This is a genomic window from Faecalibacterium sp. AM43-5AT, assembly GCF_003603345.1.
GTDB lineage: Bacteria > Bacillota > Clostridia > Oscillospirales > Ruminococcaceae > Faecalibacterium > Faecalibacterium taiwanense.
In genome coordinates this window covers 18444-43192 of the sequence record NZ_QVGZ01000007.1, presented here as the reverse complement: position 1 = coordinate 43192, position 24749 = coordinate 18444, and the positions used below count along the sequence as shown (strand labels likewise).

Genomic DNA, 24749 nt, shown 5'->3' with positions numbered 1-24749 from the left:
TGAACTGCGTTATGTTGGAAGCCATGTGGAAGTATACACCGGCAGCGGAGTGTTCCTGTTTTCGGCCGATACGGTGCGGGAAGCAATGGAAGAACTGGCAGAGTAAGCGCCCGCAAACAGACAGGGACTTCAGTACAAATGTAAAATTGATGTAAAATAATTGAAAAGGAAAGAGCACGAATTCATTAAGAGACGGAAAATTGTGTAGAAAAAGTGATTTTCTTGTAAAATAAACCTTGTTGTGACAGGATAAAAAATGATATAATAAATCCAAGCGCGGTCATTGTGCGCCGTTCTGTGCAGCAGAGCGGCAGGCCGCAGCATCTGCCGAATCAAGCAGGCCCGGTGTGCGGGCAGGGCAGATGTACAAGGATCAAAAGGAAGATCATTTTTAGGAGTATCGTTATGGATATCACACACATTACCTCTCTGTTGGGTGGAATTGCGCTGTTTCTGTACGGCATGTCCATTATGGGCGCTGGTCTGGAAAAACTGGCCGGCGGCAAAATGCAGGGCGTGCTGCAAAAGCTGACCTCCTCAACGCTCAAGGGCGTTATTTTTGGCACCCTCATCACGGGTGTCATCCAGTCCTCGGCCGGCACGGTCGTTATTTGTGTCGGTCTGGTAAACTCCGGCATCATGACCCTTACGCAGTCGGTAGGTGTCATTATGGGTGCAAACATTGGTACCACTGTTACCGGCCAGCTGATCCGCATGGCGGATATCTCCGGTGACAGTCTCTGGCTGACACTGATCCAGCCCAAGACCTTTGCGCCCGTGGTGGCGTTTATCGGCTGCATTTTTTATGTGTTCCTGCGCAGCGCTAAAAAGAAGAACATCGGCCAGATCATGCTGGGCTTCGGCATCCTGTTTACCGGCATGAGCCTGATGGACACCGGTGTGGCTCCTCTGCGTGAGAGCGCCGTGTTCCAGAATCTGTTCGTTACCATGACGAATCCCGTTCTGGGCATTCTGGTGGGCGTGGTGGTCACGGTGATCATCCAGTCTTCCTCGGCATCGGTGGGTATCCTGCAGGCACTGTCCAGCACGGGTCTGGTCACCTTCAGCTCTGCCATCCCCATTATTCTGGGCGCACACATCGGCACGGCCTTTACGCCGCTGCTCACCATTGGCGGCTCCTCCAAGGACGGCAAGCGCGCTGCACTGATCCATCTGTACTTCAACATCATTGGCAGCGTGATCCTGCTGGCGCTGGTGTATGCGGTGCAGTTTACCGTTGGCATCCCCATGTGGAACGATGTGATGAACAAAAGCTCCATTGCAAACATCCACACCTTTTCCAGTGTGTGCGCAATGCTGCTGTTCCTGCCGTGCAGCGGCGTGCTTTCCAAGCTGGCAATGCTCACTGTGCCGGATAACGCCGAGGAAGCACAGGAGCTGAGCATGCCGGTGCTGGATGAACGTCTGTTCAAAAGCCCGGCTGTGGCCCTGCAGCAGGCTAAGAGCGCTGTGGTCAAGATGTCCCGCCGTGCTGCCCGCAATGTGAATCTGGCTGCACCGCTGTTGCTGAAGATGGACGAGGATGCCGTCAGCGCCATCCGGGTGCGTGAAAACCTGATCGACCGCATGGAGGTGGCAATCTCCAACTATCTGATCAAGATGACCGATCAGGAGCTGGGCGACGATGAGAGCCACACTGTGACCGAACTGCTGAATTTTGTTACCGAGTTCGAGCGCATCGGCGACTATGCGGTGAACATTATGGAAAAGGCAGAAGAACTGCAGGAAAAGGAAGCGTCCTTCAGTGAAAGCGCCACCAAAGAGCTGCAGCTGCTGGAGAATGCGCTGAACCGCATCCTGAACCTGACCAACGATGCCTTTGAAAACAGCGATATGCGTCTGGCGGCTCAGGTGGAACCGCTGGAGGAAGTGATCGATGTGATGGCGGAGCGCCTGCGCGACCAGCACATCCTGCGCCTGAAGGACGGCGTGTGCTCCATTGATACGGGTGTCGTGTTCCTGGATGTGCTGAACAATGCAGAGCGCATCTCAGATCACTGCTCCAACGTTGCTGCCCGCCTGATCGGCATGGATGCCGGCGAGGACTACGACTCCCACACCCTCAAGAGCATCATGCACCACAACCCCACCAAGGACTACATGCTGGAATACGAGGAGTGCCGCAAGGCCTACCTTGTTCCGCTGGAAGAAATGGAAGCCTGAAACTAAGAAAGACCTCCGGGGCACTTTTCCCGGAGGTCTTTTTTGCGTTAAAAATCAAGCACTTTTGGGCAAAGAGACAATGACCCAGCGGTGCGGCCCGTGAAAGCCGTCCACCTTGGCGGCTTTGCTGCAGGTGCCGGGGCTGGGCGGGCCGAGGTGGATACCGCGGTCCAGCTGCTTGCCGCAAAGACGGCACTGGTAATGGAGGGTGATCTGTTCTGACATGAGGAAGCACTTCCTTTTATGATCGCTGCAGGCGGTTAAGAAACTTTACTTCTATTATCATTATATAATTTTTACATCGGAATGTCAATAAAAATAATCGGTAAAAGTCGACAAAAATTGAGCATTCTGCACTCAACCGCCCAGATCTTCCAGCAGCAGGTCCAGTTCCCGTTCGCTGTACACGGTCACACCGCGCTTGATGCGCACGGCATCGTTCTCCGGCAGAAGATTGGTGTAGATGCCGGTGACGGTGACAAGCACATCCGGCTGGCCATTGGTGCCGCAGCGGTAAACGGCCACGCGCCCGCCTTTGTCGCACAGGCGGTAGCTTTGGGCAGCAAGCTCCGGCATGGCCTGTGCGGCAAGGTCTGCTGCGGAGGAAGGCGGTGCTTCGCTGCCGGGGTCGGGCACCGGAAGGCTGAGCTTGGGTAGGGCCATCCAGAACAGGCTGAACACGATGGTGAATACGCACAGCCCGTAGAACAGGCAGGTGCACAGTTTGCGCATGGAGAAACACGCTCCTTTCCGGCTGAAGTATGCCCCAAAACAGGGGGGCACAGTCAATTTTCACACGGGAATGCTGTACTTTGTCCGGCAGATTGTGTTATACTACAGATGATTAGACCTATCAGGGCCGAAGATTGGTTCTTGCCCGCGTTCTGTGCGCGTGCTATAATATGGTATTGCGTGCAGTTCTGTGCGCTTTGATGGAAAAGTACCAGCGCATGGCGCTGAAAAAGCAGCCTGAATGTTAGGAGGCGATTTCTATCTCCGATATGAGAAAGATCAACCGTGCCGGTGAGGGGCATTCCCCGGCACCGGCGGGGCGGAAGGTAAATGTGAGCAACAGCCGCCGGGAGTCCCAGCCGGGACCCAAACGCGGCCGGGAACCCAAAGAACCAAAGGAACCCCGTGAAAAGGGCAGACATCCCATTCTGCGCTTCATTGGCCGAACCATTGCTACACTGATCTGTCTGGGCATCATGGCAGGCAGTCTGGTGGCAGTGGGTGCTGTGTATTACGTGGTGCAGGCTACCGCCAACGACGGCGACCTGCTGGATCTGGACAACATTGAGCTGAGCCAGTCCAGTGTGGTGATGGCCACCGACCCGGACACCGGTGCACAGGTGGAGTATGCCACGCTGCGCTCTTCCAACAGCCACCGCGTGTGGGCGGATCTGGAGCAGATCCCCACGAACCTGCAGTATGCGTTCATCTGCACCGAGGATAAGGACTTTTACAACGAGCCCGGCGTCAACTTCAAGCGCACCATCGGCGCAATGGTCAACGAATACCTGCTGCCCATCTACAGCTCCAAGCAGGGTGCATCCACGCTGGAGCAGCAGCTGATCAAGAACCTGACCGACGACAAGAGCGCCAGCGGCATTGAAGGCGCACTGCGCAAGCTGCGCGAGATCTACCGCGCCCTCTGCCTGAGCCGCAGCTATTCCAAGGAGACCATTCTGGAAGCGTACCTGAACACCATCAGCTTTACCGGCACCATTCAGGGCGTGCAGACTGCGGCCAACGAATACTTTAATAAGGATGTCAGCCAGCTGACCCTGTGGGAGTGTGCGACCATTGCGTCCATCACCAAAAATCCCACCAACTATAACCCCTACACCAACCCCGAAAACCTGATCAACCGCCGTAACTTCCTCATGTACAACATGTGGCAGCAGGGCGTGATCAGCGAAGAGGACTACCGCAACGCAGCGGCCCAGCCGCTGGTACTGGCCGAGGAAGAGGATACCAAGAAGAATTCTTCCGTTACCTCTTACTTTACCGATGCACTGTTCACCGAGCTGGTGCAGGACATCATGGACAAGGAAAACATTTCGGAATCCGAGGCACAGAAGCTGCTGTACACCGGCGGCTTTACCGTTGAGTCGACTGTGAACACCAAGGTGCAGTCCGCCATGGAAAACCTGATGCTCAACACGGACGATGCCTACTTCCCGGCCGGCTGGCATGAGGAAGAGGTGACCTCTATCTCGGATGACGATGTACAGGTGATGAACGAGGACGGTACGCCCAAGACCCGCACCGGCGACGACGGTACCGTTTACTATTACCGCAATGTGCGTACTCAGGCAGCCATGGTCACGCTGGACTATGACGGCAATGTGATCGCCATTGTGGGTGGTCTGGGCGAAAAGAACAAGAGCCTCTCGCTGAACCGTGCCTACAGTGTCACTCGTCAGACGGGTTCTACCATCAAGCCTATCGGTGCGTATGCACTGGGTGTAGAGTATGGTCTGGTGAACTGGTCCACCATGCTCAACAACTCGCCCTTGTATCAGAAGCAGGATATGGTGATCCGCGATGAAGATTACTGCCGCAAAAACGGCCTGATGGGCCTTTCCGACAAGCAGCTGCGCGCTTATCCCAACGCATGGCGCAGCTGGCCCCGCAACTATGGCGGCAACTACGGCGACAACAGTGATGTGCCGCTGTGGAACGGTCTGGCCCGCTCGCTGAACACCATTGCGGTGCGTGTGGGTGATCTGGTGGGCGCAAGCAACATCTTCAATTTTGTGTACAACACCCTGCAGCTGAACACGCTGGACCCGGTAAACGATGTGGGTCTGGCGCAGATGGTCATGGGCAGTCAGACCCATGGCGTTACGCCCACGGCGCTGGCAGCTGCGTTCCAGATCTTCTACGATGGCCAGTACACCACCCCGCACCTGTATACCCGCGTGCTGGACCGTGACGGCAATATCTATCTGGAGAACAACTCCACCAGCTATCAGGCCCTGACCCCGGATACCGCTTATGTGATGAACCGCCTGCTGAAGAACGTTCTGTACTCCAGCGTGGGCACCGCCGGTGGCCGCTACCCCAACTCCAACGGCATGGAAGCCTTTGGCAAGACCGGTACCGCCAGCGACGAAAAGGATCTGTGGTTCGTGGGCGGCACGCCGTACTACGTTACCGCCGTGTGGTGGGGCTACGATGCACCCTATGATATGACCAAGACGCTGGGTAAGCAGCAGGCCAAGACCCGTACCTGTGTTATGGCGTGGAAGGCGCTGATGGAACAGGTGCAGGCAGACCTGCCGTATAAGGCATTCCCGACCTCTGCCGGTGTGGTGGAGCGCCGCTACTGCACCCAGAGCGGTCTGCTGGCAGGCGGCTCCTGCCCCAGTACCGCCGTGGGCTACTACCGCGCCGATGATCTGCCTGGTACCTGCAACTACTCCCATGCAGCAGCTCCTGCAGCGGCTGCACCTGCGGAGACTGCGGCACCGGAGCAGGCTGTCATTCCTGCGGATACAGGTAATCAGGATACAGACTGATCTGTAGCCATATGAAGGACAAAAGGCGTACTATCGGCACCGGCGCGGGGTGAATCCGGCAAGGAAATACCGCGCTTGCCGCAGCAAAACTGGATAATCTGACAAAAACGCATCCGACCTCTTGCATTGCAGGGGGCCGGATGCTATTATATTCACTGCAAGAACACTTGTGTTTGTGAGGTGAACAAGTTGGAACGCCGCTTTTATCTGGTAGATGCGCAGGTGCTGCCTGAGGTTTTTCTCAAGGTGGTGCGTGCCAAGGAACTTCTGGCCAGTGGGGAGGCACGCAGCATTTCCGCTGCCACCCGCGCAGTCGATCTTTCGCGCAGTGCTTTTTATAAGTATAAGGACTGCATTTTTGACTCCGAGAATGGCCGTGAGGTGATCACCGTCATGGCTACTCTGCGGGACGAGACCGGTGCACTGCAGAGCCTGCTGGCCGGCATCAGCGCCGCAGGTGCAAGCATTGTGACCATCAACCAGTCCACACCGGAAAACGGTGCCGCACTGGTGGCAGTCACCATCCGCACCGATACCATGCAGATGACTCCCGAAGAGCTGACCGAAAAACTTTCGCGTCAGCGTATGGTGGTAGGCGTGCACTGCGGGTACAATCTGTAAGCAGTCTTCAGAAAACGAGGGAGAACAACAATGGCTAAAATTGCAATTCTGGGCTTTGGCACGGTGGGCAGCGGCGTGTACGAGGTACTGTGCCGCAACGCTGCGGGTGTCTCCCGCCGTGCAGGTGAGCCGGTGGAGGTCAAGTACATCCTTGACCCGAAGGATTTTTCAAACCATCCGGATGCACACCTGTTTATAAAGAACTTCGATACCATTCTGGAAGACCCGGAGATCAAGGTGGTGGTGGAGACCATCGGCGGCACCCGCTTTGCGTATCCGTATGTAAAGGCCTGCCTTGAGAGCGGCCGCAGCGTATGCACCTCCAACAAGGAGATGGTGGCCACCTACGGCGCAGAGCTGCTGGGCCTTGCCAAAGAGCACGGCTGTGCCTTCCTGTTCGAGGCTTCTGTGGGCGGCGGTACGCCCATCATTACCCCGATGCACCAGTGTCTGGCGGCAAACGTCATCACCGAGGTGGAGGGCATCGTGAATGGCACCACCAACTTCATGCTCACCAAGATGGTGCGCGAAAATCTGGGCTTTGACGATGCGCTGAAGATCGCGCAAGAGCTGGGCTACGCCGAGACGAAGGACCCCAGCGACGATGTGGACGGCCGTGATGCCTGCCGCAAGATCGCCATTCTGTCCTCGCTGGTGTGCGGCCATCAGATCTACCCCCAGAACATTCCCACCCGCGGCATCCGTGCCATTACCACGGCAGATGTGGAAGCGGCGGAAAAGCTGGGCTGTGTGATCAAGCTGATCGCATGGATGAAGCGCGGCAAGGACGGCAGCGTGGCTGCCGGTGTGGAGCCGTGTCTGGTGCCCAAGGCAAACCAGCTGGCCAGCGTGGACGATGTGTTCAATGCAGTGCTGGTCAAGGGCGATATGCTGGGCGACGTGGTGTTCTACGGCAAGGGCGCAGGCAAGCTGCCCACCGCCAGCGCCGTGGTGGCCGACATTGTGGATGCCCTGAAGCATGGCTCCAAGGTGCACGACAGCCTGTTCTGGCAGCCTGCTGAGCCGGTGGAGGGAATGCTCACCGACCCGGCTCCTGCTGCATATTATGTGCGTGTAGCAGGCATTGCTCCGGCGGTGGTGGAAGCCATCTACGGCTATGGCAGGGTGGTGGACGAACGCTACGAAGGCTGCGCTTACTTTGTGGAGCGCGCCGACGAAAAGGCACTGGCCGAAGCAGCCCGCAAGGTGGAAGCCGTGGGCGGCAGCGTGAAGCTGGTGCTCAAGCGTCTGCCGGAAGAAAACTGATAACGGAATAAGGAAAGGTGCGGCGGCTATGAAGATCAAGGTTTCTGTCCCGGCCACCAGCGCAAACATCGGCTCCGGCTTTGATGCGCTGGGTCTGGCGGTGACGCTGTATAATACGGTCACCTTTGAAGAGAGCGAAGTGCTGGATATCTCGTCTGCGGACGGTACCCGCATCCCGCGCGGTGAATCGAACCTCGTGTACCGTTCGGCAAAGGGTCTGTTTGAGAAGGTGGGCAAGCAGATCCCGCCCCTCAAGATCACCCAGACGAATCCCATCCCCATGGCGCGCGGCCTTGGTTCTTCCTCGGCCTGCATCATTGCGGGACTGCTGGGTGCAAACCGGATGCTGGGCGATGTGCTCAACACGCAGGAGCTGCTCACGCTGGCGACCGCCATCGAGGGCCACCCGGATAACGTGGCCCCGGCCCTGCTGGGCGGCCTGACCAGCAGCGTGTTTGAGGATGGCAAGGTGTACTCGGTCAAGCGCAATGTGGATGAAACGCTGTGCTTCGCCGCCATCGTGCCGGACTACAAGCTGCTGACGGAAGCCGCTCGTGCGGCCCTGCCCAAAGAGGTCTCCCACAAGGACGCGGTATATAACCTTTCGCGCGCTGCGCTGGTGCCTGCCGCCTTCTGCGAGGGCAGACATGATCTGCTGGCCATTGCCACTGAGGATAAGCTGCACCAGCCCTACCGTATGCCGCTGATGCCCGGATCCAAGGAAGTGTTCGATATGGCACGCCTGTGTGGTGCAAAGGCTGTTTACGTTTCCGGTGCGGGCAGCACCGTGATGGCCGTAGCGGAAAAGGCGGAGGCCGAAAAGTTCTATTCCAAGCTGGAAAAGGGTCTGGAGCTGCTGGAAGGTCTGGACGGATGTGAAGCATTTACATTGCTGCGTTTGGATGCCGATAACACCGGCGCAACGGTGGAATGATAAATGGGTAAGGGAAGTGCAAGGCGCTGCTGACCGCTTCCGCCCGGTGTACCCCTTTTGACAAAGGGACAAAAAGAGGAGAGTGACAAGATATGGCGTTGATCGTACAGAAGTTCGGCGGTTCTTCGGTGAAGGACCGTGACCGTATCTTCAACGTGGCACGCATTGTGGCAAACACCCACAACGCGGGCAATGACGTAGTGGTGGTGGTGTCCGCTCAGGGCGATACCACCGATGACCTGATCGCCAAGGCTGGGGAGATCACCCACAACCCTTCGGCCCGTGAAATGGATATGCTGCTGGCTAGCGGCGAGCAGATCAGCATTTCGCTGCTGGCCATGGCACTGAATGAGCTGGGCTGCCATGCCATCAGCCTGACCGGCTGGCAGGCTGGCTTCCGCACCGACCGCGCCTATACCAAGGCGCGCATCACCCGCTTGGAGACAGAGCGCATCTCTTCTGAGCTGGAGCGCAACCGTGTGGTCGTTGTGGCGGGCTTCCAGGGCCTGAACAAGATGGATGACATCACCACTCTGGGCCGCGGCGGCTCCGACACCAGCGCTGTTGCCATTGCAGCAGCCCTGCACGCAGACCGCTGCCAGATCTTTACCGATGTGGAAGGCGTTTACACGGCCGACCCGCGCAAGGTGCGCAACACCCGCAAGCTGGATGAGATCACCTTTGACGAGATGCTGGAGCTGGCATCTCTGGGTGCACAGGTGCTGAACAACCGCAGCGTGGAGCTGGCCAAAAAGTATAATGTGGAGCTGGAGGTGCTCTCCAGCCTGAATCCCGTGCCCGGTACGGTGGTCAAGGAGGTTACAAAAGACATGGAAGGTATGCTGATCAAGGGTGTCGCAAAAGACACTGATGTTGCTGTTATCACGATTCTGAACGTTCCCGATGAGCCGGGCATGAGCTTCAAGATCTTCGGTCTGCTGGCCCAGAAGAACATCAACGTGGACATCATCCTGCAGTCCACCGGCCGTGACGGCAAGAAGGATATCAGCTTTACCTGCTCTGAGGGCGAAGCCGATCTGGCTATGCGCGTGCTGAAGGAGAGCGCACACTTCAACGATGTGAGCGTGGACACCACCTGCGCCAAGGTCTCCATTGTGGGTGCCGGTATGCAGAGCCACAGCGGCGTTGCTTCCAAGATGTTTGAGGCACTGTCCAACAACAACATCAACATCAAGATGATCTCCACCAGCGAGATCAAGATCTCCTGCATCATCGACCGCGGCGATGCCGACAAGGCTGTTTCTGCGATCCACGATATGCTGTTTGATTAAATAAAAATATAGGAATGCCGCATCGCCTTTTAGGTGGTGCGGCATTTTTGCGTGGAAAACTCCTCCAGTCGCCTGCGGCGACAGCCCCCTCTGAGAGGGGGCCTTTGGCAGAGCGGGAAACTTTTCTGTTTCGCCAGAGCCTCCCTCATTGAGGGAGGTGGATGCGAGCGTGCGAGCAGACGGAAGGAGTTTTTTCGGTCATACTTATTTTACACTTCCGGCGTTTACACAAAATGCAAAGGGGTGTATAATATACACTGTATCTGTGCGGCGCAGTGCGCTGCAAATTCTGCAAAAGGAGCTGCAACGCGCCATGGAACCGACTGATAGAAATGCTGCAAAGCCCCGCCTGACCCGCGCTCAGTGGAAGCGCCGCAAGCGGCTGCGTCTGGCCCGCAACTGGGCCATTCTCATTCTCGTCTGCGCCGCCATTGTGGCGCTTATGACCAAAGGCATCCTCTGGCTGCTGCCAAAGGTGAACGCCATGCTTGCAGGGCCGCAGAGCTTTGATGCGGCCAGCTACGATGGCACCGGCTACAGCTTTGATGCTGACGATGAGCGTTTTGTGCTGGTAAACACCAATCTGCCTTTTGCCGAGGAACCCTCTCCGGCCCTTGCCGATGCCGATGAAGCCAGCGGTATCCAACTGGAAGCTGAAGCAGCTGCAGCCTACCAGAAAATGGCTGCGGCTGCGGCCGAGGACGGCGTTGCACTGGTGCTGACGGCAGGCTATCAAGACGCAGATGCCCGCAGCGCGGCCTATGAGACACAGAAGCAGCAGTATCTGGAAAAGGGCAAAACCGAGGAAGAAGCCGCAAGCCTTGCGGCAGATATCCAGCCGCCTGCGGAATGCAATGATCACGGCACCGGCTATGCGGCGGATATCCTCAGTACGGACTACCCGACCCGTGATACCGGCTTTGATACGACCCGCGCCTACGAGTGGCTCACCGCCTACGCCGCCGAATACGGCTTTATCCTGCGCTATCCGCAGGACAGGCAGGCTGCTACCGGCGTGGTGTTTGAGCCGTGGCACTGGCGGTATGTGGGCGTTGAAAATGCCCTTGCCATCCGTGCCAGCGGCCTGAGTCTGGAAGAATTTCTTGCCTTGCAGAAGGCATCATAAAAATAAAAGCTCCCTGTGAAAGCAGGGCGGAGGAACAAATTGGAACGTACTCTCATTGCGCCGGGTGTGCATCTTTCCTGTGACCCGGCGGAAAAATTCAACCGCTGCCGCATCAGCGTCCACTTTGCCTTTCCGGCAAAGCGGGAAACGGCCACAGCACATGCGCTGCTGCCGCTGGTGCTGGAGCGCGGCTATGCCGACTGCCCGGATATGACCCGCCTGACCAAAAAGCTGGCCAAGCTCTACGGTGCAGACCTCACAGTGGATGCCCGGCCCATGGGCTGCAGCCACAACCTGTGTGTTAGTGTTACCGGTATCAAGGATCAGTTTGCGCTGGAAGGGGAGACCCTTACAAGGGAATATGCATCCATTGCACTGGGTGCAGCCTTTCACCCGTATTTTGTGGGCGGCACTTTTGATCCGGAAGCCGTGGGCATTGAGAAGCAGATGCTGAAAAAGGCGCTGGAAGATGAGATCAACGATAAGCGCCTTTACTGCCTGCATCAGGCCAACCGGGAATTCTTTGGCGACAGCCCGGCGGGTGTGCGGCAGGAGGGCTATCTGGAAGAGGTGGAAGGCCTGACACCGGAACAGCTTACCGCAGCCTATTACGAGATGCTGCGCACCGCCAACATTGAACTGATCGTGCTGGGCTGCACGGCAGAGCAGACCGCTGCGGTAAAGGATGCGCTGCTGGCAGAGCTTGCGGCAATTGACCGCGCACCGCTGCCGCTGGCGGAAAACATTGCCATGCCCCGCCGGGAGCCGGTGCACAAAACCGAAACCTATGATATGGTGCAGGCGAAGCTCTGTATGCTGTTCACGCTGGGCAAACCCATGCGCACCGAACAGCTGGCTGCTGTGCGCCTTGCCATGGCGCTGTACGGCGGCAGTGTGACCAGCCGCCTGTTCCTGAATGTGCGCGAGCGTGACCACCTGTGCTACTACTGCTCGTCCTCGTTCCAGAGCTTTACCGGAAGCATGGCTGTGAACAGCGGCGTGGAGCACGCCGACGCAGCCCGGGCAGAGCGGGCCATCTTGAAGGAACTGGCCGACCTGTGCGATGGCCCCATCACCGACGATGAATTTGAGGACTGCCGTCGGGGTCTGCTGAGCGGGATGCAGGGGGTAGAGGATACCTTGGGCGGCATCGAGACATGGTATTACATTGAAGTGCTGCGCGGCGGCGACCCGGCCAAGGTGCAGACACCTGCCGAAGCCCGCGCCGCTCTGCAGGCCGTGACCAAGGACGATGTGCGCGCCATCCTGCGCAAACTGACCCTCTCGGTCAGCTATCTGCTCACAAAGGAGGTGGCCGCTCATGCCGCAGAATAACCAGACCCTGCTGGAAAAGACCGTGGCTGACCAGTGGCAGACCCTGCCCTCCGGACTGACCATTATCGTGCGGCCCATGCCGGGTTATTCCAGCACCCATGTCATTTTTGCTACCCGCTTTGGCTCCATTGACCGGGATTTCCGGCTGGACGGCAAAGAGGTGCATCTGCCTGCAGGCGTGGCACACTTCCTCGAGCACAAGATGTTTGAAGATCAGGACGGCGATGCCTTTGCAAAGTATGCCAAGACCGGTGCCAATGCCAACGCATTTACCAGCTTTGACCGCACCTGCTACCTGTTCACTGCGACCCAGCAGCTGGACGAAAGCTTGGATGTGCTGCTGGGCATGGTGACGCATCCGTACTTTACCGAGCAGACCATCGCCAAGGAGCAGGGCATCATCGGGCAGGAAATCAAAATGTATGATGACAGCCCGGACTGGCGGCTCATCACCGGCCTGTTCGAGTGCTTGTACCACGAGCATCCCATCCGCAGCGATATCGCGGGCACGGTGGAGAGCATTGCTGAGATCACGCCGGAGATGCTTTACGACAGCTGCAAAGCCTTCTATGCACCGGGCAATATGGTGCTGGCGGCTGCCGGCGACACTACCATGGAGCAGATCCTGGCTGCCTGTGAGCGCCACGGCCTGATGAGACCGCGCAGCACCGAAAGGGTGCAGCGGCTGTGGAAGCCGGAACCCATGACGCTGGCGGCAGCCCATAAGACCCTGAAAATGCCGGTGTCCAAGCCCTGCTTCGGCGTGGGTTTCAAGGAGAAGCCGTTGCCCCCGAACGATCTGCGCACTGAAGCGCTGTATGATCTGATCCTGAGCTGCATCACAGGCGGCATGTCGCCGCTGTACCGCCGCCTGTACGACGGAGGCCTTGTGAACCCCGGCTTTGGAGGGGAAGTGCTGCGGGTAGACGGCTGCTGCTGCATCCTGTTCACCGGCGAGAGCGATGCCCCCGATGCCGTGAAGCAGATGCTTCTGGACGAGATCGCCCGCATCCGTGCCGCGGGTGTGGACCGGGAGATCTTTACCCTGTGCAAGAACGAAAAGTACGGCCAGCTGATCGAAAATCTGGAAAATGTGGAGGACTCGGCCAGCCAGATGGCAGATTTTGCCCTATCCGGCCAGACGGTGGCGCAGCAGATCACCATGCTGGCAGGGCTGACTGCCGAGGATGCGGACGCTGCGCTGCAGCACATCCTCAGCACCGACCGCATGGCTGTGATGGATATACTGCCAGATGGCACTGCGCCGCTGGCCGAGAACGAGGAGGAAGCAGAATGACAAATCTGGTGCAGTTCCCGGGGCTGGGCCTGAGCTTTGAGATCAACCGCGTGGCCCTTTCCATTGGCGGGTTCAATATTTACTGGTATGGCGTGTGCATTGCCTTTGGCATCTGTCTGGCGCTGGTATTTGCGTTCCGCCACAGCATCGAGTTCGGTGTGGACCCGGACAGCATGGTGGACGTGATCTTGATTGGCATCGTGCTGGGCATTGTCAGCGCCCGCGCTTACTATGTGGCCATGGCACCCTTTAAATACGAAAGCATCTGGGAGATGATCGCCATTCGGGATGGCGGCCTTGCCATCTACGGTGGCATCATCGGCGCCTTTCTGTTCGGTGGCTTGTCCTGCAAAAGGCGGGGCGTGCCGGTGCTGCCCATGTTCGACCTGACCGCTATGGGCTTTCTGCTGGGACAAGGCTGCGGCCGCTGGGGCAACTTTTTCAATCAGGAAGCCTTTGGCTGCAACACCACGCTGCCGTGGGGCATGTTCAGCGAAACGACCCGCGCTTACCTGATGGGCAGCACAGTCACGGCCCAGAGCGGCGTGACCATTGACCCGAATCTGCCGGTGCATCCCACCTTCCTGTACGAAAGCATCTGGTGCTTCGTGGGCTTTCTCCTGCTGTTCCGTTACATTAAAAAGCGCAAGTTCAACGGTGACATTGCCCTGCGGTATATGATCTGGTACGGCGCGGGCCGCTTCTGGATCGAAGCCCTGCGCACCGACAGTCTGATGCTGGTGCCATCCATTGGTCTGCGGGCATCCCAGCTGGTGGCAGGTATCGCTGTGGTAGTCGGTATGGCTGCGGAAATTTACTTTACCCACAAGTTCAAGGACAAGCCCCTGATGGTAAAGCTGGCAATGACGGCGGACAACGAAGCTGCAGTCAATAAGCTGAGCAAAGAAAAAGCTGTTATCGGTCTGATGACGGATGCAGATACTGAACTGCTGGCCTCCAGCCCGCGTAAGCTGTTCGTGGAGCGCACCGAAGCCTACAACGCGGAAGTAAAACGCACCATCGCGGAAAGCGGGAAGGCGAAACAATAAAAAATCTTTCGGAAAGAGGAAAATTCCTCTTGCATTTCCATCGTTTTTTTGCTATACTATTCTAGCCGCGTGGTGTGGGCGCCTGAAATGGCCCAGTGTAAGGGCCTGCCTTTACGACCAGCGAGTACAACGAAAAGGAATGAACAAAATGTACGCAATCATTGTTACCGGCGGTAAGCAGTACCGCGTGGAGCAGGGCGACATCGTCTACATCGAAAAGCTGGACGTTGAGGCCGACTCCGAAGTGAAGTTTGATCAGGTTCTCGCTATTGGCGAGGAGGGTTCTGTGAAGGTTGGCGCTCCCGTTGTTGAGGGTGCTACCGTTTCTGCCAAGGTCATCAAGAATGGCAAGGGCAAGAAGCTGAACATCATCACCTATCGCGCAAAGAAGCACAGTGCTCGCCGTATGGGCCATCGTCAGCCCTTCACCAAGGTTGAGATCACTGCGATCAACGGCTAAGGAGGTAAATTACAATGGCACATAAAAAGGGCGTAGGCAGCACCAAGAATGGCCGCGATTCCGCAGCACAGCGTCTGGGCACCAAGCGTGCAGACGGTCAGTTCGTTCTGGCCGGCAACATCCTGGTTCGTCAGCGTGGCACCCACATCATGCCGGGTGAGAACGTTGGCAAGGGCAGCGATGACACCCTGTTTGCTCTGGTGGACGGTACCGTCCGTTTCGAGCGCGTGGGTAAAGACGGCAAGAAGTGCAGCGTCAAGCAGTAACTTCTTTCGGATAACTGCAAAACGTAGAGAGCCGGACCCTCGTGGCCCGGCTCTTTTTGATGAAGAATTCTCTTTTTGACTGTCTGGCAGAAACTCCTCCAGTCGCCTGTGGCGACAGCCCCCTCGGGGAGGGGGCCTTAAAGCCTCCCTCCTTGAGGGAGGCGGCATCGTGCAGCGATGCCGGAAGGAGTTCCCGGCAAGGGAAGGGGAATAAACGAACATATAAAACTAAGGAGGGGCTGTATGGCAGCACAAACCAACTTTATCGACATCGCCACGATATGGCTCCACGCGGGCAAGGGCGGCGACGGTGCGGTGAGCTTTCACCGTGAAAAATTCGTGGCCGCTGGCGGCCCGGACGGCGGCGACGGCGGCCGCGGCGGCGATATCATCTTTGTGGTGGACGATCACCTGACCACCCTGATGGATTTCCGCTATAAGCGCAAGTATGTGGCCCCGGAGGGTGGCAAGGGCGGTGCAAGCCTGTGCCACGGCAAAAACGCGGAGAACCTTGTCATCAAGGTGCCGCTGGGCACCGTCATCAAGGACGCCGAGAGCGGCCTTGTCATTGCGGACCTGTCCGACCACACCCCAGTCACCATTGCAAAGGGTGGCCGCGGCGGCTACGGCAATGCGCATTTTGCCACTCCCACCCGACAGATCCCCAAGTTTGCAAAGCCCGGTATGCCCGGCGAAGACATTCAGGTGACGCTGGAGCTGAAGCTGATCGCCGATGTGGGTCTGATCGGCTTCCCCAATGTGGGGAAGTCCACCCTCATTTCCACCATCAGCGCAGCCAAGCCTAAGATCGCAAACTACCACTTCACCACGCTGGTGCCCACGCTGGGCGTTGTGTCCGTGGCGGAGGGCGCAAGCTTTGTCTGCGCCGACATCCCCGGCCTGATCGAGGGTGCCAGCGAGGGCATCGGTCTGGGACATGACTTCCTGCGCCATGTGGAGCGCTGCCGCCTGCTGCTGCATGTGGTGGATGTTTCTGGCAGCGAGTGCCGTGAACCCATTGAGGATTTTGAAAAGATCAACGAGGAGCTGGCAAGGTTCAGCCCTGTGCTGGCTGAGCGCCCGCAGATCGTCATTGGCAACAAGTGCGATCTGGCCACCGAGGAGCAGATCGAAGCTTTCCGCAAGTATGTGGAGGGCAAGGGCTTGACCTTTGTGCCCATCTCTGCCGCTACGATGCAGGGCGTGAAGGAACTGCCGGGCCTCGTGTACAACCGCCTGAAGGATATCCCGCCGGTGCCGGTGTTTGCTCCCGAGTACAAGAAGCCCGAACCCAAGGCCAACGACCGTGCGTTTGAGATCAAGCGCATGGAAGCCCATGTATGGAGCGTGGAAGCCCCGTGGCTGGAATACATTCTGGCCGGCAGCAATGTGGACGACTACGAAAGCCTGCAGTTCTTCCAGCGTCAGCTGGGCGAGAGCGGCATTCTGGACGCTCTGGTGGCAAAGGGCGTGCAGGAGAACGATACCATTCTCATTGGTGATTACCAGTTCGATTATATCTTCTAAGAGGTCACTATGAACGAACCTGAAAAGATCGACCCGCGGGAGCTTAGCCCCTTGGCGCTGGCCTTTGTGGGCGACAGCGTGCTGGAACTGCTGGTGCGACAGCGTCTGGTGGAGCACCACCGCCTGTCTGCCGGAAAGCTCAACGCAGAAAAGGTCAAATATGTCTCGGCCCGGGCACAGTTCCGGGAGGAACAGCTGCTGGAGCCGCTGTTCACTGAGGACGAACTGGCCGTGTTCAAGCGGGGCCGCAACGCCAGCAAGGCCAGCGTGGCAAAGCACGCTTCCCCGGAGGAATACCGTGCTTCCACCGGCTTCGAGTGCCTGCTGGGCTGGCTGTATCTGAACGGTCAGCTGGGCCGTGTGCACGAGCTGTTTGAAACACTGTGGCAGCAGTTCGACCCCAACGAGACCTGAGAAGTTGCTTTCATAATCATTGCACACCGCCTGAACGGTCTTTTTGCTGCCATACTGCGTTGCTCTTCCTTGCAATCCATCAGGATTGCTGCGGAAAACCGCCTTGTCTGGCGGCAAAAAGCCGCGCCCATTCGGCGCACCCTGACTATAAAAACAACTTCTGACGCGAAAGCCCGCTGCTTTCCGCACTGGAAAACAGTGCCGGAGGGCAGCGGGCTTTGCGATTTGAGAAAGATCAGAGGTTCGCGCCCATGGTCCATCAGGCGCGAAGGGCAGCGTTAGCGGCTGTTTTTGGCGTTGCTGGAACGGTTGCTCGTGGAGTTCTTGGCGCTCTCATCGTCGGCACCCTTGGTGTACTGGTTGGGGTGCTTGTGCTCGTTGGTGGCGCTGTTGGTGGTCTGGTTGGACGTGCGGTTCGAGGTCTGATTCTTGCAGTTATTGCTGCGGTTTTCGGTTGCCATAGTGAATGATCTCCTTTCGGTTTTCCGTGCGGGGCGGTGTGCCCCTCACAAGACCTAGTTTGGCCGCAGACGGCGGCTTTATACATCCCACAGGAGGAATGCAGAATGCCCATGGAATATTTTGAACAGCGGGAGCGCGCTCTGCTGGGAGACCGGTTCGATGTCCTGTATGCAGCCCCGCAGGAAACGGCGGAGCGCGGCGTAACGGTGTCGGCCCTGCGCAGCTCACCGGAGCAGTTTGCCGCAAAAGCCGATTTCCCACTGGAAGCATCGCCCTTTTGCAAGGCGGCATTCGTGGTGCATCAGCCGGACTTTAAGCCCGGGCGGCATCCGTACTACCATGCGGGTGTGTTTTACTCGCAGGAGCCGTCGGCGTCCTCGGCAGCGCCGCTGCTGGGTGTGCGGCCCGGGATGCGCGTGCTGGACATGTGTGCAGCCCCCGGCGGCAAAAGCAGTCAGCTGGCGGCGGCATTGCAGGGGCGCGGCGTGCTGGTGAGCAACGAATATGTTGCGGCCCGTGCGGATATCCTGAAAAGCAATCTGGAACGCATGGGCGTGTCCAATGCGGTGGTGCTCAATGAGTCGCCCGCCCGCATTGCGGACGCTCTGCCGGAGTTTTTTGACCGCGTTCTGGTGGATGCACCCTGTTCCGGCGAGGGAATGTTCCGCAAGGAGCCGGTGGCCCGTCAGCAGCACTGTGAAGCGCTGGTGAAGCAGTGTGCTGAGCTGGGTGCAGAAATTCTGGACTGTGCAGCCGCTGTGCTGGCCCCGGGCGGGCAGCTGGTGTATTCCACCTGCACCTTTGCACCTGAGGAGGACGAGGGACAGGTGGCGGCATTCCTGCAGCGCCACCCGGAGTTCACCCTTGCGGATGCGCTTGGCAATGTGGACTACACCTTTGGCAGTGAGGGCGAAGCCAACCGCACCGGCGGTCTGCCGCTGGATGTGAGCAAGGTGCGCCGTATCTGGCCCTGTCAGGGCGGCGAGGGCCACTTTATGGCCCGGCTCGTCAAAGCTGGCACTCCGCGCGTTCTGCCCGCAGAGGGCGAGTACACTGCCGAAGAACAGCTCTGGCTGGCAGCAGCGGAAACTGCGGGCAAAAAGGCCAAGGGGAAGGGCGGCAAGCCTGCCAAGGCTGCGGATGCCCGTGCATCCCGCCGCGAGAATGTCCGTGCCTGCCGGGAAGCGGTGCAGGGTGAAAAGCGCAGCCGCGAAGCACAGGCAGGGGAGACAAGTCCTGCCCAGAGCCTTGCAGTATGGCACGCGTTTGCCGGGCAGTATTTCCCGGCGCTGGCAGACCGCCCGGCTGTGGTGCACGGCGGCGGTGTGCTGCTGCCGGTGCCGTTCCCGCAGACGAACCTGCATGTGCTGCGGGCGGGCGTATTTGTGGGCAGCGTGCAGAAAGGCCGCTTTGTGCCGGAGCACCATCTGTTCACGGCATTTGGCGCACAGTGTGTAAACCGCGAAGAACTCACCCTTGATGACCCGCGCTGCGTGGAGTATCTTTCCGGCCGTGAGGTGGAAGCCCGCATCGCTGCTGACGGCTGGTGCTGCGTGACGGTGGACGGCTGGCCGCTGGGCGGCGGCAAGGTGTCCGGCGGGCGGGTGAAAAACCATTATCCCAAGGCGCTGCGGCTGCTGTGAACGGGCAGAAAAAGCGCATTTTTCCGCGCAGAATGCTGAAAACCGGGCGGATAAGGCTTGAACGCTCTGCCCGGTTGTGCTACAATAATAGAGTTAGATTTTGTGTGCTGCCACAATGCGGGCGACCACAGCCCGTCTGCCCGCAGGCGGAGATTTGAGAATATACAGGAGGCTCTTTCCCATGTCTGGACATAGCAAATGGAACAATATTAAGCGCAAGAAGGAAAAGACCGATGGCGCAAAGGCAAAGGTCTTTACCAAGATCGGCCGCGAGATCAGCGTTGCCGTGCGTACCGGCGGCCCGAACCCCGCTTCCAACAGCAAGCTGGCTGACCTGATCGCCAAGGCAAAGCGCATGAGCGTGCCCAACGATAACATCCAGCGCATCATCAAGAAGGCCGAGGGCGGCGATAAGACCGAGTACGAAGCAATCACCTACGAAGGCTACGGCCCCGGCGGCGTTGCTGTCATGGTGGAGACCCTGACCGACAACCGCAACCGTACCGCTGCCGACTTGCGCCACTACTTCGACAAGAACGGCGGCAATCTGGGTGCTATGGGCTGCGTGGGCTTCCTGTTCAGCCAGAAGGGTGTCATTGACATCTCTCTGGAAGATAAGGATGCCGACGAGGCTATGATGGATGCTCTGGATGCTGGTGCCGAGGACTTCGATGCCAGCGAGGATGCAGCCGAAATCACCACCGATCCCGAGAACTATTCTGCTGTGGTCAAGGCCATGGAGGAGAAGGGCTACGAGATCCTCTCCGACGATCTGGCCATGGTGCCCATGACCACCACCCGCCTGACCGACCCCGACCAGCTGAAGCTGATGGGCAAGCTGCTGGATGCGCTGGAAGACAATGATGATGTCCAGAACGTCTGGCACAGCCTGGAGAACGAAGAGGATCTGCCGGAATAACCTTCCGCAAGGCTCTTTGCTCCTGAAATAAGACGATAAAAAGCCGCTTTTTGTGCTAATTGGCACGAAAGGCGGCTTTTTTGTGCTGTGTTACGGGACTGAAAACGTCTTGGGACCTCCACTGACAATAAAAATCCCCCGTCGGCAAGGCATACCGGCGGGGGAAAGGGGGAGAGCGGTTTTTAATAGATTATTGCACGCTTGCAAGGAACCGCACAAAGCCTGCGCGGCCAGCCTCGTCCATTTTATAGACACCGGCATCGGCCAATACCTGAGCGAACACATGGCCCACCTCGTCCTGCAGGATGAGGTGCACGGTGTCGCCGTTCAGTTCCGGGTGGCGGGCAAGAATATCCTCGGCCCACTCGGCGTGCTTCTGCAGTTCTTCCGGGTACTGGCTCACCGGGGTGCGGGCCACCAGTGCATCGGCCAGCTCAAACAGCTCCTTTTTCAGGCGGCTGGGCAGCACGGCAAGGCCCATGACCTCGATCAGGCCGATGTTTTCCTTTTTGATGTGATGCAGCTTTGCATGGGGATGGAACACGCCCAGCGGATGCTCCGGGGTGGTGATGTTGTTGCGCAGCACCAGATCCAGCTGATACTTGCCGTCCCGCATCCGGGCAATGGGGGTGATGGTGTTATGTGGCTCGCCGTCGGTCTCGGCAAAGATGAAGCATTTTTCATCCGAGTAGCCGCGCCATGCGGTCAGAATTTTATCGGCCAGCTCCACAAGACGGGCATCATCCTCGCTGGTCAGGCGGATGCAGCTCATGGGCCAGTGCACGATACCGGCATCCACATCCTCAAAACCGGGGAAGACCCACTTCTTCTCGACGGGAGCCTTTGCCATAGCGAATTCATAGTGGCCGCCCTGGAAATGGTCGTGGCTGAGAATGCTGCCGCCCACGATGGGCAGGTCGGCGTTGCTGCCCACGAAATAGTGGGGGAACAGGCCCACGAAATCCAGCAGCTTGCGGAAGGTAGCACGCTCGATCTTCATGGGAGTGTGCTGGTTGTTGAACACGATGCAGTGCTCGTTGTAGTAGACATAGGGGCTGTACTGCAGGTTCCAAGCGCTGTCATTGATGGTGAGAGGGATGATGCGGTGATTCTCGCGGGCGGGATGGTTCATGCGGCCTGCATAGCCTTCGTTCTCGGCGCAGAGCTGGCACTTGGGGTAGGCGCTCTGGGGAGCCAGTTTGGCGGCGGCAATGGCCTTAGGGTCTTTTTCGGGCTTCGAGAGGTTGATGGTGATATCCAGATCGCCGTAGGGGGTCTTGGTGACCCATTTCAGGTCGCGCTTGATGCGGTAGCGGCGGATATAATCGGTGTCCTGACTGAATTTATAGAACCAGTCGGTCGCGGCCTGAGGGCCTTCGCTTTCGTAGCGCTCCTCGAAATTGGCGCGCACGATGCTGGGCCGCGGGGTCAATACGCCCATGAGCTTTGTGTCGAACAGGTCGCGGGCGGTGGAGTTGTCCTCGCACACACCGCGGGCAACGGCATCATCTACCAGCGTTTTGAGGATGCTTTCCAGATCGGTATAGCACACCTCGCCCTCCGGCGCGGTAAAGTCGTCCAGCTGCATGGTCATAAGCAGCTGGTTGCGGATGTAAATTTCATCATCGGGCAGGATAAGGCCGGTGTCCAGCCCGTAATTCACGAGCTGCTGAATGGCGGTAGAGATCACAGCACTGCGCCTCCTTCCGGGCGGATGCTCAGCACATGGCAGCGGCCCTCACCAAGGATGGCTTCCATGTGGGCCTTGAAGTCGGCCAGCATTTCCACCGGCACAAAGGCCTGAGCCGTACCGGCAAAGCCGCCGCCATGCACGCGCACAGCGCCCTTGCCGTTCAGATAATGCTTGGCAGCTGCAATGGTCACGCCCATCTCCTGATGCTCCTTGTAACCGGCGGGGATCACGTTCTGCAGGTATTCCCAGCTGCTGTGGCCGGACTCGTTGACCAGACGCAGGAAAGTGTCAAAATCGCCCTCGCGCAGGGCAGCTACCTGTTTTGCCACACGGTCGTTATCGGCATAGATATGGAAGGCGCGCAGCACAGCACGGTCGCCGCACTGCTTGCGGCACTCCGGAAGCTTTGCAAGGAAGGTCTCGAACGGCACATCCCGCAGCACTTCGCCGCCGCACACAGCAGCCACAGCGCGGCACTCGGCGGGCACAGCGGCATATTCGTCGGTCAGGTCGGCATGATCTGCGCAGGAATCCAGAATGCACAGGGCAAGGCCTGCCTTGGAGAAATCCACGGCCACCGGCTCCACATCCGGGTGGGCAGGGTCCGCAAAATCAATGGTAATAATGTTGCCAACGCTGGAAGCCATCTGATCCATCAGGCCGCAGGGCTTGCCAAAGTAGACGTTCTCTGCCCACTGGCCGATCTGCGCGATCTCGATGGGGGAGACTTTATCGGTCATGAAGCAGTCATTCAGGATCACGCCGATCAGCACTTCAAAGGCGGCGGAGGAAGAAACGCCGCTGCCCTTGGGCACGTTGGAGGAAATGTACACATCCAGACCGGCCAGCTTTGCGCCGCGCTGACGGAAGGCTTCGCATTCGCCGCGCAACAGAGAGAGGGTAGTGTTTTCCTCTTCCTTGCGGGCAGCAAGGTCATCAAGGCCGATCACACACAGGTCGTAGCCTTCGCTCTGCACGCGCAGCTGGTTCAGGGTGTTGGGCGCGGCGGCAGCGATCATATCAATATTCACGCTGCCGGCCAGCACGCGGCCATGCTGGTGGTCGGTGTGGTTGCCGCCGATCTCGGTGCGGCCGGGGGCACTGTAAAGGCCAGCTTCAGCATGGGGGCCAAAGGTGGCATCCAGACCATTCAGAACAGCTTCGTAGCGGGCAGCCTGTGCAGGAGTTTCTTCGGGCGCACAGCAGTAAAGTGCTGCCAGCCGGGCAGCGTGAGCGCCGCTGGAAAGCTCCTGCTTCCATGCGGAAACAGATTTCATCATAGGATAATCCTCCTTTTGAGCGGGTTGGAACTGCAGTGCAGAGCCGCATACAGGATGCTCTGCACACTTCTGTCCTTATCATATAAAATCCGGACAGAAAAAACCATGTGTTATTGTTGCATCTGGATGAAAAGTTGCAAAAAGACTGAAATTGGCGCACAGAGTGGAATTTGACGGTTGAAATAAAATTAGATATAAAACGGAAAAACCATTGGCAAAAATGCCTGCAAATCCGCGGTTTTGCGTGGGACGGACGAGGCCTGCACAACATGGAGATTTGCGCTTTGAAAAAACAGGGAAAAAGCTCATGGGCCTTTTCCCTGTTTCCGAAAATATTATTTTGTAAACTCGTTTCCGGTCAGGCCGTCCATGTTCAGCATCCCTTCCAGCGCGGCCACATCTGCCGAAACGTCCAGTGCGTCGGACTGGAACAGCTTGTCCAGCTGATTTTCAAAGGCGGTCACCATCAGGTCCATGCTGCGCTCGATGTTCTTTTTGGCATCGGCGATGTTTTCCCCCTGCACATCCTGCGCAGGAAGGCTGGCGTAAGTGTTCAGCAGCTTGAGGGCGGTGGGCAGATAGTAGTCCATGAATTTCTGCAGCTGAGCCTTTTTGCCGGGGTCCTGCTTTGCCAGCTCAAAGATGCGGGCACTGACCGCTTCCAGACGGCTGATCTTGGTGGTCATCACGGGGTCCGGGATGGCATCGTTGACCTGCCGCAGCTGTTGCAGAATTGCGGTATATTGGTCCGCTGGTGCAGGTTCTGGGGCGGGCGCAGGCTTCGGTTTCCGGGGCGGCTGGGGAGCCGCGCCGCGCACTACCAGAGTATTGGTGCGGTTATCAATGTAAGCATCTGCACCGAAGTAACCGTGGGAAATAGCACTTTCCACCACGGTGCGGCCCTTTGCAGCGTCGATGCCCGCGGCAGCAAACAGCTCGTCCAGCGGAATATTGTCGCGGTCGCCTGCGATCTTGTCCAACAGGCGTTCCAGCTTGCGGGTACGATCCATGCGCAGGCCGGTCCACAGTGCGCCGGCTCCGCCAATGGTCGTGGCCAATGCAGGGAGCAGATCGTCGAAGTCCGGAAAGTCGAACAGGCAGTCGATCAGTTCCTCCGCACCGGTAAACAGGAAGATAGCACCCAGAATGGTGCAGATCACGGCAATGGTCTTGTGCCAGTTTTGAGCGTCCTTCTGCTCTTTGGTGGGAACATCGTGGCCGTAGGCTGGCTCGTTTTCCTGCTGGGGGGCCGTCTGCGCAGATGCGGGGCCGAGGTCGGAACGATAGTCTGCCTGCGCCTGTGCAGCAGCCTTTTCCTCTTTTTCGGCGTTTTTATCGATGCTTTTTAAGATGAACAGCAGCACGCCCAGCGGTGCCGACATGGCAAACACAATAAAGATGGCAATGGTGGGAATGTGGGCAAAATAATGTTTTTTGGGCTGCATGAGCAAAAA

At 58.1% G+C, this 24749-nt stretch carries 22 protein-coding genes; 16 read left to right on the top strand and 6 right to left on the bottom strand.

Annotation, left to right across the window (positions count from 1 at the left end; genetic code table 11):
• Window positions 1–405: 405 nt before the first annotated feature.
• Entirely contained in the window at window positions 406–2184 is a 1779-nt protein-coding gene (locus DW937_RS09505) for a Na/Pi cotransporter family protein (protein WP_120120776.1), read from the top strand.
• Window positions 2185–2238: 54 nt separating this feature from the next.
• On the opposite strand, the gene DW937_RS14915 is transcribed toward DW937_RS09505, so the two are convergent.
• Both DW937_RS14915 and DW937_RS09500 read right to left on the bottom strand, forming a co-directional pair.
• Complete coding sequence (locus tag DW937_RS14915) at window positions 2239–2409, bottom strand: hypothetical protein (protein ID WP_154255643.1); 171 nt, start codon at window positions 2407–2409, stop codon at window positions 2239–2241.
• Window positions 2410–2541: 132 nt separating this feature from the next.
• Window positions 2542–2916, bottom strand: coding sequence for a hypothetical protein (locus DW937_RS09500; protein ID WP_097775368.1), 375 nt, complete (start codon window positions 2914–2916; stop codon window positions 2542–2544).
• A 269-nt stretch (window positions 2917–3185) separates the two neighbouring features.
• Here DW937_RS09500 and DW937_RS09495 point away from each other — a divergent pair, with 269 nt between their 5' ends.
• The 13 genes from DW937_RS09495 to DW937_RS09435 all read left to right on the top strand — a co-directional run bounded on the left by DW937_RS09495 (window position 3186) and on the right by DW937_RS09435 (window position 17298).
• Window positions 3186–5711 carry a transglycosylase domain-containing protein gene (locus DW937_RS09495; RefSeq protein ID WP_120120775.1) on the top strand — a complete coding sequence of 842 codons (2526 nt, stop codon included), beginning with the start codon at window positions 3186–3188 and terminating at the stop codon, window positions 5709–5711.
• Window positions 5712–5891: 180 nt separating this feature from the next.
• Window positions 5892–6332: an ACT domain-containing protein gene (locus tag DW937_RS09490; RefSeq protein ID WP_005945891.1), complete on the top strand. Its 441-nt coding sequence runs from the start codon at window positions 5892–5894 to the stop codon at window positions 6330–6332.
• Between the two features lie 30 nt (window positions 6333–6362).
• A complete protein-coding gene (locus DW937_RS09485) occupies window positions 6363–7598 on the top strand; it encodes a homoserine dehydrogenase (protein ID WP_120120774.1) in 1236 nt (411 codons plus the stop codon).
• Between the two features lie 28 nt (window positions 7599–7626).
• Complete coding sequence (gene thrB, locus DW937_RS09480; protein WP_120120773.1) at window positions 7627–8532, top strand: homoserine kinase; 906 nt, start codon at window positions 7627–7629, stop codon at window positions 8530–8532.
• 92 nt (window positions 8533–8624) lie between these two features.
• On the top strand, window positions 8625–9824 hold the full coding sequence (locus DW937_RS09475; RefSeq protein ID WP_120120772.1) for an aspartate kinase: 1200 nt from the start codon (window positions 8625–8627) through the stop codon (window positions 9822–9824).
• Between the two features lie 313 nt (window positions 9825–10137).
• A complete protein-coding gene (locus DW937_RS09470) occupies window positions 10138–10950 on the top strand; it encodes a M15 family metallopeptidase (protein ID WP_097781704.1) in 813 nt (270 codons plus the stop codon).
• A gap of 39 nt (window positions 10951–10989) precedes the next feature.
• Entirely contained in the window at window positions 10990–12285 is a 1296-nt protein-coding gene (locus tag DW937_RS09465) for an insulinase family protein (RefSeq protein WP_243111456.1), read from the top strand.
• The gene (locus tag DW937_RS09460; protein WP_120120770.1) at window positions 12272–13582 is read left to right on the top strand and encodes a pitrilysin family protein; all 1311 of its coding nucleotides are present in this window, start codon (window positions 12272–12274) and stop codon (window positions 13580–13582) included. The genes DW937_RS09465 and DW937_RS09460 overlap by 14 nt, the downstream gene beginning before the upstream one ends.
• On the top strand, window positions 13579–14631 hold the full coding sequence (gene lgt, locus DW937_RS09455; RefSeq protein WP_120120769.1) for a prolipoprotein diacylglyceryl transferase: 1053 nt from the start codon (window positions 13579–13581) through the stop codon (window positions 14629–14631). Before DW937_RS09460 ends, lgt begins: the two co-directional genes overlap by 4 nt.
• 148 nt (window positions 14632–14779) lie before the next feature.
• Window positions 14780–15091 (top strand): 50S ribosomal protein L21, encoded by a 312-nt coding sequence (gene rplU, locus DW937_RS09450; protein WP_120120768.1) that lies wholly within the window; start codon window positions 14780–14782, stop codon window positions 15089–15091.
• A 14-nt stretch (window positions 15092–15105) separates the two neighbouring features.
• Window positions 15106–15357 (top strand): 50S ribosomal protein L27, encoded by a 252-nt coding sequence (gene rpmA / locus DW937_RS09445; protein ID WP_005945908.1) that lies wholly within the window; start codon window positions 15106–15108, stop codon window positions 15355–15357.
• 243 nt (window positions 15358–15600) lie between these two features.
• Window positions 15601–16884, top strand: a complete 1284-nt coding sequence (obgE, locus tag DW937_RS09440) for a GTPase ObgE (protein WP_120120767.1) — start codon at window positions 15601–15603, stop codon at window positions 16882–16884.
• A 9-nt stretch (window positions 16885–16893) separates the two neighbouring features.
• Entirely contained in the window at window positions 16894–17298 is a 405-nt protein-coding gene (locus tag DW937_RS09435; RefSeq protein ID WP_097775375.1) for a ribonuclease III domain-containing protein, read from the top strand.
• 278 nt (window positions 17299–17576) lie between these two features.
• Here the strand turns inward: DW937_RS09435 and DW937_RS09430 are convergent, their stop codons facing one another.
• Window positions 17577–17759 carry a hypothetical protein gene (locus DW937_RS09430; protein WP_097777633.1) on the bottom strand — a complete coding sequence of 61 codons (183 nt, stop codon included), beginning with the start codon at window positions 17757–17759 and terminating at the stop codon, window positions 17577–17579.
• Window positions 17760–17864: 105 nt separating this feature from the next.
• Between DW937_RS09430 and DW937_RS09425 the strand changes: the two genes are divergently transcribed.
• Complete coding sequence (locus DW937_RS09425; RefSeq protein ID WP_120120766.1) at window positions 17865–19403, top strand: RsmB/NOP family class I SAM-dependent RNA methyltransferase; 1539 nt, start codon at window positions 17865–17867, stop codon at window positions 19401–19403.
• 181 nt (window positions 19404–19584) lie between these two features.
• Entirely contained in the window at window positions 19585–20322 is a 738-nt protein-coding gene (locus DW937_RS09420; RefSeq protein ID WP_044954219.1) for a YebC/PmpR family DNA-binding transcriptional regulator, read from the top strand.
• Window positions 20323–20512: 190 nt separating this feature from the next.
• Here DW937_RS09420 and galT read toward each other — a convergent pair whose 3' ends face one another.
• The 3 genes from galT to DW937_RS09405 all read right to left on the bottom strand — a co-directional run bounded on the left by galT (window position 20513) and on the right by DW937_RS09405 (window position 24740).
• Window positions 20513–22012 carry a UDP-glucose--hexose-1-phosphate uridylyltransferase gene (gene galT / locus DW937_RS09415; protein WP_097775378.1) on the bottom strand — a complete coding sequence of 500 codons (1500 nt, stop codon included), beginning with the start codon at window positions 22010–22012 and terminating at the stop codon, window positions 20513–20515.
• The gene (locus DW937_RS09410; RefSeq protein ID WP_097777636.1) at window positions 22009–23295 is read right to left on the bottom strand and encodes a galactokinase family protein; all 1287 of its coding nucleotides are present in this window, start codon (window positions 23293–23295) and stop codon (window positions 22009–22011) included. The genes galT and DW937_RS09410 overlap by 4 nt, the downstream gene beginning before the upstream one ends.
• A 335-nt stretch (window positions 23296–23630) precedes the next feature.
• Window positions 23631–24740, bottom strand: a complete 1110-nt coding sequence (locus DW937_RS09405) for a 5-bromo-4-chloroindolyl phosphate hydrolysis family protein (RefSeq protein WP_120020262.1) — start codon at window positions 24738–24740, stop codon at window positions 23631–23633.
• Window positions 24741–24749: the final 9 nt, after the last annotated feature.

Excerpts from the sequence above, each read along its gene's own strand:
- DW937_RS09505 (WP_120120776.1), top strand. The coding sequence starts at position 406 with ATGGATATCACACACATTACCTCTCTGTTGGGTGGAATTGCGCTGTTT.
- DW937_RS14915 (WP_154255643.1), bottom strand. The coding sequence starts at position 2,409 with ATGTCAGAACAGATCACCCTCCATTACCAGTGCCGTCTTTGCGGCAAG.
- DW937_RS09500 (WP_097775368.1), bottom strand. The coding sequence starts at position 2,916 with ATGCGCAAACTGTGCACCTGCCTGTTCTACGGGCTGTGCGTATTCACC.
- DW937_RS09495 (WP_120120775.1), top strand. The coding sequence starts at position 3,186 with ATGAGAAAGATCAACCGTGCCGGTGAGGGGCATTCCCCGGCACCGGCG.
- DW937_RS09485 (WP_120120774.1), top strand. The coding sequence starts at position 6,363 with ATGGCTAAAATTGCAATTCTGGGCTTTGGCACGGTGGGCAGCGGCGTG.
- thrB (WP_120120773.1), top strand. The coding sequence starts at position 7,627 with ATGAAGATCAAGGTTTCTGTCCCGGCCACCAGCGCAAACATCGGCTCC.
- DW937_RS09475 (WP_120120772.1), top strand. The coding sequence starts at position 8,625 with ATGGCGTTGATCGTACAGAAGTTCGGCGGTTCTTCGGTGAAGGACCGT.
- DW937_RS09470 (WP_097781704.1), top strand. The coding sequence starts at position 10,138 with ATGGAACCGACTGATAGAAATGCTGCAAAGCCCCGCCTGACCCGCGCT.
- DW937_RS09460 (WP_120120770.1), top strand. The coding sequence starts at position 12,272 with ATGCCGCAGAATAACCAGACCCTGCTGGAAAAGACCGTGGCTGACCAG.
- lgt (WP_120120769.1), top strand. The coding sequence starts at position 13,579 with ATGACAAATCTGGTGCAGTTCCCGGGGCTGGGCCTGAGCTTTGAGATC.
- rplU (WP_120120768.1), top strand. The coding sequence starts at position 14,780 with ATGTACGCAATCATTGTTACCGGCGGTAAGCAGTACCGCGTGGAGCAG.
- rpmA (WP_005945908.1), top strand. The coding sequence starts at position 15,106 with ATGGCACATAAAAAGGGCGTAGGCAGCACCAAGAATGGCCGCGATTCC.
- obgE (WP_120120767.1), top strand. The coding sequence starts at position 15,601 with ATGGCAGCACAAACCAACTTTATCGACATCGCCACGATATGGCTCCAC.
- DW937_RS09435 (WP_097775375.1), top strand. The coding sequence starts at position 16,894 with ATGAACGAACCTGAAAAGATCGACCCGCGGGAGCTTAGCCCCTTGGCG.
- DW937_RS09430 (WP_097777633.1), bottom strand. The coding sequence starts at position 17,759 with ATGGCAACCGAAAACCGCAGCAATAACTGCAAGAATCAGACCTCGAAC.
- DW937_RS09425 (WP_120120766.1), top strand. The coding sequence starts at position 17,865 with ATGCCCATGGAATATTTTGAACAGCGGGAGCGCGCTCTGCTGGGAGAC.
- DW937_RS09420 (WP_044954219.1), top strand. The coding sequence starts at position 19,585 with ATGTCTGGACATAGCAAATGGAACAATATTAAGCGCAAGAAGGAAAAG.
- DW937_RS09410 (WP_097777636.1), bottom strand. The coding sequence starts at position 23,295 with ATGATGAAATCTGTTTCCGCATGGAAGCAGGAGCTTTCCAGCGGCGCT.
- DW937_RS09405 (WP_120020262.1), bottom strand. The coding sequence starts at position 24,740 with ATGCAGCCCAAAAAACATTATTTTGCCCACATTCCCACCATTGCCATC.